Origin of the sequence: Winogradskyella sp. SM1960 (assembly GCF_020179375.1) — a bacterium.
GTDB lineage: Bacteria > Bacteroidota > Bacteroidia > Flavobacteriales > Flavobacteriaceae > Winogradskyella > Winogradskyella marina.
The window spans coordinates 1-7,753 of sequence record NZ_JAICBG010000015.1 but is presented as its reverse complement, the minus strand read 5'-3'; the positions used below and the strand labels follow the sequence as shown (position 1 = coordinate 7,753).

Below are 7,753 nucleotides of genomic sequence, written 5' to 3'. Positions count from 1 at the left end.
TAAAATTCGTTCTATTTGTATGGTCTCCAAATGCAACAAGAAAAACAGTTATTCCAACTACTAACATTACTACTGCTCCTAAAATTATTTTCAATATAAATTTCAAATTCGAGGTTTTTCGTAAATGTTTTACAACGTGTTTGTGTATGATTTCGTTGCGTGCTTTAAGCACTAAAGTTAGCAAATAAATACAGAATAGAAAGTCCGCGAGGACTTTCGTAAATAGGCTATAAATAGCAATGAATTATACACGGTGTTGTACACAGTTTCTATTTATTCTTTTAATGGAATTCCATATGCACCGCTTTTCGAAATTCCTTTGGAATAGGACATTTTGGTTTCCAAATCCATTTTTAAATATTCGGTTCCTTTCATTAAAATTCGGACAATATTGTCTTTCCAGTCAATTTTTATATCGCTTTCAACAAGGTCATTTATAATAGAATACTCATTTTTATATTCACTTAATAATGGTGGTGCATAACCTTGGTCGTGATTTATGTAAGCCTCAATTTCGTTACTATCATCAATTAGAGTTCCACGAGAACATATAAATCCGTCAAATTCTATTTCATCTTTATTGTCAGTTATGTCAATTACATATGCCCAAACTGAATGAATGTCTCCTTGAACGAGAACACATTTATTCATTTCGTAATTATATTCCGATGCTAACAGAGCTTCCATTCTATATATTATTCCGTTGCTTTTATTTGTTTGAGATAACTTTTATGATTTTCAAATCCGTTGTTTTCTGGATTTTCCAAATTAATAAAATTATTTAGGCTTGTATCGTAAATTTGCCATCTATATTTTTTGGCTAAACCTATAAGTTCAAACAGTCCATTTTCTCCATAAAGATTCAGCATTTTTGTTCCACTTGGTTCATTGTCAACAAAAAAGTCAATTGAATAATCAATTCCTTTTATTTCTCTATGATTGTCTTCGGATTTAATTTTTTTAAATGACTTTTCCAGAATTTCGCTAAATAGAATTGGCTTAAGAATACTTTCTTCAAAATCCAAGTCCGATGGAATTTTTTCGCTTGAATTAAATAAAATCACTGTCCAACTCATTTAGTTCAGGTGTTTTCTTAAATTGTGTACAACGGTCTCGTATAACCGTCAGTTACGGGTTTATATGCGTTAATTTTCGGTTTGGCACTGACTTTAGTAATTCCGAGTGGATTCGGACGTAGTCGAATCCGCCGTAATTGCGGTTATACATTGTTGTAAACAGTTTTTATTCAGTTCTGCTTTCAAATTCAGTTAATTTTTGTCGTATTGACTTTCCCTCTTCATAACTCACGCGCAATTTATTCAGTCCAATAATAGATTTTTCATTTTGGTCAGTTATTTCTAATGCGGATTTCACACCATTATATATCAACGACTCATTTCCGTTTAACTTTTTTTCAAGTTGAATTTTGTTCTGCACTATTAGTAAAATCCTTTTTTCAGTTAGAATTAATGAATCAAGTTTTTTTCTTGTCAAGAAATATATAGCAGAAATCAACGAAACAGTATTGTTTAATATCGATTCAAAAAAAGATTGTTCAGATTCCTTTTCTAATAGGATAATTCCAGATTCAGATTTCAGAATGTTATTAATTTCTTTTTTCGTCATTTATGCTCTAAATTGTTTACAACGTGTTTGTGTATGATTTCGTTGTGTGTTTAAGCACTAAAGTTAGCAAATAAATCACAGATAGAAAGTCCGCTAGGACTTTCGTAAGTAGGCTTTAACTAGCAATGAATTATACACGTTGTTGGCAACAGTGTTTTATTTTACTATTTCAATTCCTTTTGTCACATCTCTGAAAAATGATTCCAATTCCGATTTACTTTTTTCAATCTGTTCAGATTCTGTGATTTCCGTTTTGTTTATGTCAAAAAGTTTGGTTTTAGAATCCGAATAAGAAAAGTATCGAATTATAGAATCCGTTTTATAATCTTCTATATAATATGGCTTGTCATAAACGTACTTCAGTTGCTTTACAAACTTGAAATCCAAATTTCCGTTTTTTTCCGTCCAATATGTATAATTCAGTTTTCCAGTTTCTCCATACAACCAAAAGTCAAATACAATGTAATCAAAGTCTTTATCGTGAAATACGCTTAATTCTCCACCATCAGCAGAATGGTCGTTAAGTTCAAAAGTATTTGGTGTTCCGAATTTCGCTTTATTTTTCTCAAAATCTTGAAGTAATTCAAAGTCTTTAAGTTCAGAAAGGGTTTTTTTATCTACAACAGTTTCCATTTTCTTTTCAGGTTTCTGCTTTTCTCCACAAGAGTAAAATCCGATTATTAGAAAAATGATTAAAATTCTGTTCATAGGTTTTTCGGACATTGTTGCCAACGTGTTTGTGTATGCTTTGTTGCGTGATTAAGTTACTAAGTTAGCAAATAAATACCGAATAGAAAATCCGCGAGGATTTTCGTAAGTAGGCTAAAAACTAGCAATAAAATATACACGGTGTTAGCCATAGTTTTTTATTTCCTAAATATCACTTTATGTATTTTTAAATCAATTTTTTTTCCGCCAATTCCTGTTCTTTCCATAAAATGCGTTCCCATTGGTTTTCCAATTTCAATTTTTTCAATTCTCGAGAAGTAGTATTCAGCATCTCGTTCCGAAAATTTTGTAAAAGACTCCAATTTTAAATCACGAACCATTTTAGCGAACAGCTTTCCATTTGTCGGTTCAATTTCTTTCACAATTCCAATTTCAGTTGGCAATTCCGATTCAGTTCCGTTAAAAAAGTGCATACTTTTCCTAACTCTCTTTTTTGGTTTAAATCCAAAAGGTGCTGGAATTAGTAGTTCTCCGTTTTTTGTATAATTATATCGGTCGTATTCAGAACTTGAAAATAAGGCTTTTGTATAAACTTTGTTTTCGACTTGTTGAAAATTTAGCGGAATTTTAAAAGGATTTTTAAAGTCCATTTCTCTATTATCAGATTCTAATTCTAAATCGCAATCTTCTGGTAAATTAAATGTTACTTCACAATCACAAAATCCACCATTCGATTCCAGTACATCAATTAAGTCGGACTTATCAATTCCATTTTTTTTAGCCCAATCAAAAGTGTATTTCAATGAGTGGTCACAACCAATTTTTTCAATTCGATTTTCTATAAAAACACAAAGTTCAGTTACTTGATTTTCTGTTAATATCGTCATTTTTTGTAAATTATGGCTAACGTGTTTGTGTATGATCTCGTTGCGTGATTTAAGCATTAAAGTTAGCAAATAAATACAGAATAGAAAGTCCGCAAAGATTTTCGCAAGTAGGCGAGTAGTAGCAATGAATTATACACGGTGTTACCACACGTTTTTTATTGCCATTCTACTTTGTAATCCGCTGTTTGTAATTGGTTAACAGATAATGAAATGTTTTCCAAAGTTTTATGTTTTACCACATATTCTAAAGTAATTGTATTTCCGTTGACAGTTTTGTTTATTAATTCTATTGACGGAATAAGCAAGCTATATTTGTCAATATCATTTAGGTATTCTTCATTGGTTGGTTCTGGTAAATTATTCAGAGATGCATAAGTTTCCCAAGGCGAACCCAAAAGTGAAATGTCGGTTTCGATATTATCAACTTTTACAACAAATTTAAATTTGTTATCAGGACCAATTTTAATTGTTCCGTTCTCGGGATTTATTACAGATATTCCTTGAGTGAAGAGATTATGGGAAATTGTTGCAGGTAAATCATAAAATTTTTCACGATTATATTTTTCGTTTAACAAAGTCCATTTTTGTTCAGTTGGATAGTGGGAATAAAAGAATTCTTTGGGATTGGTAAGAAACCAATATTCGTCCAAAGCCTTTTCAAATCGATTCCCAAATACAGTACCACTCGCCCAAGTTGTATCTAATAAAAACCATTTTCCATCAATCTTAACAGCGTTCCAAGCGTGGTCGGGAACTGTTTTTTCTTCATTGCTTTCTAAATATTGTCTTGACAGACCAACAATATAGACACATTCAATTCCAGCGTCATCACAAAGGCTTTTGAAAAGTTTAGCATATCCGCCACAAACTGCCATTTTAGTGTCCAATGTATTTTTAATAACGTCGGTTGTTGAATCTTTTGATTTACTATAAAGTTCTGGATTTTTATAACGCTTAACGTCATATTTAATATTATCAGTTATCCAAACAAAAATTGAACGCACTTTCTCTAAATCCGTCTTTAAGTTTTTAGTGAGTTCAATCGCTAATGGTTTATCTGAATTATAATCTATACTTCGCGCATATTCATCAATTTTCGTAAAATCCGATTGAGAATATCCGTTTGTTACTAATAAAAGCAAGATTGATAATATGTAGAATGCTGTTTTTTTCAAATGTGTGGTAACGTGTTTGTGTATGGTTAGTTGCGTGGTTGGGTAGCTAATTTAGCAAACTTTTACGGACCAGAGAAAATTCCGCAGGAATTTTCACAAGTAAGCTCTAAAAAGCAATTAATTATACACGGTGTTAGCACCAGTTTTTATTCTCCAATATCTTTAATACCGTTCAACCACTTTATTTTGATATTGGTCATTTTTTTAAATTCAGACATTTCTTTGTCAGTCATAAAGTCAATTACTCCGTCTTGACCTAAACCAATAAAAGTAAACTTTTCAGAATTTTTTAATTCCGAATTCAGTTCTTGAATTTTATCGAATAAAGAACCGTCAACCCAATCATTATCAATTCTTAAATCCCACTTGTAATTCTTTCCGTTTAACTCAAAAGAAACCCAAGCCTTTTCGTTATCAATGTCAACAAAATCTTTTATGTTTTCAAAATTCAGTTTATTTTTAGATATTCTTTTTATATTTTCGAGTATATCGATATATGAGCCATTATCTTCAATACATTCAGCATCGAAATGCCAACATTCATTGGTTATTGCTGTCCAAGGTTCTCTTTCTATTGTCGAACCTAAAGTAACATACATAAGAACCCAAGTGTCTTCCTCAAAATCGGATTTGTCATATGATTCGAGTAACGTTTCTTTAGTTATTCCGCTGTTCAATTTATATCCTAATTCTTGATAAGTGTTAAGTTGTTCCTCAAAACTTACCTTTGGAATTTTCTTTACGTTTGATTTCAAAGACTTATAGGTTTTAAATCCTGTTAGAATTAAAAACACACTTATTACTATAATTATCGTTTTTATCATCGGTTTTCTCAAATTGGTGCTAACGTGTTTGTGTATGATTAGTTGCGTGGTTGGGTAGCTAATTTAGCAAACTTTCACGAACCAGAGAAAATTCCGCAGGAATTTTCGTAAGTAAGCCTAAAAAAGCAATTAATTATACACGGTGTTGGCATTAGTTTTTCTTTTTATCGTTATTAAATTGAAATATTAAAATCCAAAATAATGTATGAATTAAAAAATTAATAATATAATTCCAAATCGGATTGTTCCCAAAGATTGGTATTTGATATGCTATCCAAGTTGTAATTGCTCCAAAAACTCCAAACATAATCATCGAAGCAAACCAACCTGCAAGAGTACTGGCTTTTCTTCCGTCTTTACTATAAAAAGGTAGAAATATTAAAAAGGGTAAAATGATGACAAATAAATAATTTGATGTAAATGTCATCCAATAAATAGAACGTATAGGTTTTTTCGTAATAGTTGTCGGTTTAATATTCGTTGGATTATCTTGTTCAATATATTCGGAACTTCCGGTTTTCGTAGAGTCTTTTATAAACAGATGAGATAATTGGTCAGAATAATGTTTTTTATAAAAGACTTTTCGTTCCATTTTGGTAAGTCCAGCTAACATTACAGAGTCAGTTTGATATTTTTGCTTAAGATTACTTATATTATCAAGTTGTTCTATTTTATTATTTAGATGATAATTATAACTAAATCCTAAATAAAAATCAGTCAAAAAGATTATACCAATTACAGAAACAAACAGAGCTGTTTTAAATCCCCAAGAAGTGGTTTTATCTTTTATTAAATCGATAAAATGTTTAAATATATCTCCCAATTTCTGTTTTTTGTCAAATTAATGCCAACGTGTTTGTGTATGATTAGTTGCGTGGTTAACCACGAAAGTTAGCAAATAAAAATCGAATAGAAAATACGAGAGTATTTTCGTAAGTAATCTATAACCAAGCAATTAATTATATACGGTGTTGGCATTTCGTTATTTTTTTTTCGATTCTAATTTTTTAGTCATAATTTTGTGTTTTTTAACATTCCAAATAATATCATAATCAGAAACATAGTCGGAAAGTAAATCTAAACCAACCTCCTCTCGTCTTTTATCAACATTTTCTGGGTCATCAATTGGTAAAACATAAAATTCTCCTGTTTCTTGGTTTCTTCCAATTTGACTTCCATAAATTTGTCTTTTTCCTTTCCTCAAAGCAACTCTATCTTCTAATAAAGCTAAATTCCTTGATTGTGCATTTCCCTTTTTTACAGCATCTCGCATCATAGGAAGATATTTTTCTTGAATTTCCAAATCAGAATGCTGTATTACTAAAAATAATGTCATATTTCCTTGTCTGCCTATGATATCTTGACCTAACCAACCACGTTCATCAAGTATCTTTTGAATTTTAATAAGGTTTATAGAGTCGTTTTCAGCTATGGTTTCCCAACTTTCTTTTATTTCATTTGAATCTCTACCATATTTTTCTTCGATTTCTCTAATTTGTCTTCTTAAATCTTGGTCTTTTTGATGTATTGTGTCAAGAATTGCGATTAAGGATTTGTCCGAATTCGTTTTTTCTTTTATTTCTGAAGTTGTTATTCCTAAATTGTTTTCTTGCTCTTTCTGTCCGTTTTTACAAGACGAAAATATTATTAGTAGTACTAAAATTAAAATGTTCTTCATTCGTTTGTGGGTTTGGTCATAATGAATGCCAACGGTTTTGTGTATGATTTCGTTGCGTGTTTAAGCACTAAAGTTAGCAAATAAATCACAGATAGAAAGTCCGCGAGGACTTTCGTAAATAGGCGAGAACTAGCAATGAATTATACACGTTGTTGTACAACGTTTTTTATTTTATTATTTGTTCAATTAAATCTTTGTCGATTTTTTCTGTACTTAATTTTATATATCTAAAAGACTTTACTTTTGAGTCTTCAAGTTCAATAATTAAAACTTTGTTTTCATTCGAGTATGCGATTCCATTGTCCAAAGTCAGATAATTAGTTCCAAATTCCGATTCCAATTCCGTTTTTGAAAGTCCGATTAGATTTGCTTTTCCCAAATCAGAATCCTTATTGTTAATCTTTAATTCAATCAAGATTTCAGTTTTGTCTTCATATCTCTGTTGGTTTTTTCCATACTTAAAGACAATTATTTCATTAATTTCTATTGGTCTATTTATTGTAGAAATGAAGTTGTAACTATAATAAATTGAATCATTAATTTTGGGGTGAAAATGATATTCCATTCCATTGGTGACACTTGTAGTGACATCTCTTTTCGTTTTATTCTTAAATTCTTGTAGGTCAATTGGGTTTTCAAGAAAGGAAGTGAGTTTTAAATTTTTAGGATTTTTTTCGACTGTTTCAATTTTCAATCCAGTCGAATCAACTACAATTTGTACTTGTTCAGTTTCTTTTTCAGTCACATTTTTGCAACTAATAAAAACTAAAAATAATGTCGTTAAAATTCGAATTTTCATTGCTTGGTCAAATGTTGTACAACGTGTTTGTGTATGATTAGTTGCGTGGTTTGGTAGCTAATTTAGCAAACTTTTACGGACCTGAGAATATTCCG

10 protein-coding genes are annotated in these 7,753 nt (G+C 30.5%); all 10 read right to left on the bottom strand.

The genetic code is table 11. From position 1 onward, the window contains the following. Positions 1-273 precede the first annotated feature (273 nt). A complete protein-coding gene (locus K1X16_RS17425; protein ID WP_225037354.1) occupies positions 274-687 on the bottom strand; it encodes a hypothetical protein in 414 nt (137 codons plus the stop codon). A gap of 8 nt (positions 688-695) precedes the next feature. Next, positions 696-1,025: a hypothetical protein gene (locus K1X16_RS17420; RefSeq protein WP_225037353.1), complete on the bottom strand. Its 330-nt coding sequence runs from the start codon at positions 1,023-1,025 to the stop codon at positions 696-698. Between the two features lie 217 nt (positions 1,026-1,242). Next, entirely contained in the window at positions 1,243-1,626 is a 384-nt protein-coding gene (locus K1X16_RS17415) for a hypothetical protein (protein ID WP_076551508.1), read from the bottom strand. Between the two features lie 156 nt (positions 1,627-1,782). After that, positions 1,783-2,334, bottom strand: coding sequence for a hypothetical protein (locus K1X16_RS17410; protein WP_225037352.1), 552 nt, complete (start codon positions 2,332-2,334; stop codon positions 1,783-1,785). A gap of 158 nt (positions 2,335-2,492) precedes the next feature. Further along, positions 2,493-3,182 (bottom strand): DUF2695 domain-containing protein, encoded by a 690-nt coding sequence (locus K1X16_RS17405; protein WP_225037351.1) that lies wholly within the window; start codon positions 3,180-3,182, stop codon positions 2,493-2,495. Positions 3,183-3,337: 155 nt separating this feature from the next. Further along, positions 3,338-4,357 carry a transglutaminase domain-containing protein gene (locus K1X16_RS17400; RefSeq protein WP_225037350.1) on the bottom strand — a complete coding sequence of 340 codons (1,020 nt, stop codon included), beginning with the start codon at positions 4,355-4,357 and terminating at the stop codon, positions 3,338-3,340. A 146-nt stretch (positions 4,358-4,503) separates the two neighbouring features. Beyond that, complete coding sequence (locus K1X16_RS17395) at positions 4,504-5,112, bottom strand: hypothetical protein (RefSeq protein WP_195872849.1); 609 nt, start codon at positions 5,110-5,112, stop codon at positions 4,504-4,506. A 220-nt stretch (positions 5,113-5,332) separates the two neighbouring features. Continuing rightward, complete coding sequence (locus tag K1X16_RS17390; protein WP_225037349.1) at positions 5,333-6,004, bottom strand: hypothetical protein; 672 nt, start codon at positions 6,002-6,004, stop codon at positions 5,333-5,335. Between the two features lie 159 nt (positions 6,005-6,163). Continuing rightward, positions 6,164-6,859, bottom strand: coding sequence for a DUF6624 domain-containing protein (locus K1X16_RS17385; RefSeq protein ID WP_225037348.1), 696 nt, complete (start codon positions 6,857-6,859; stop codon positions 6,164-6,166). A gap of 166 nt (positions 6,860-7,025) precedes the next feature. Continuing rightward, on the bottom strand, positions 7,026-7,604 hold the full coding sequence (locus K1X16_RS17380; RefSeq protein WP_225037347.1) for a hypothetical protein: 579 nt from the start codon (positions 7,602-7,604) through the stop codon (positions 7,026-7,028). Positions 7,605-7,753 lie beyond the last annotated feature (149 nt).

Excerpts from the sequence above, each read along its gene's own strand:
- K1X16_RS17410 (WP_225037352.1), bottom strand. The coding sequence starts at position 2,334 with ATGAACAGAATTTTAATCATTTTTCTAATAATCGGATTTTACTCTTGT.
- K1X16_RS17405 (WP_225037351.1), bottom strand. The coding sequence starts at position 3,182 with ATGACGATATTAACAGAAAATCAAGTAACTGAACTTTGTGTTTTTATA.
- K1X16_RS17425 (WP_225037354.1), bottom strand. The coding sequence starts at position 687 with ATGGAAGCTCTGTTAGCATCGGAATATAATTACGAAATGAATAAATGT.
- K1X16_RS17415 (WP_076551508.1), bottom strand. The coding sequence starts at position 1,626 with ATGACGAAAAAAGAAATTAATAACATTCTGAAATCTGAATCTGGAATT.
- K1X16_RS17385 (WP_225037348.1), bottom strand. The coding sequence starts at position 6,859 with ATGAAGAACATTTTAATTTTAGTACTACTAATAATATTTTCGTCTTGT.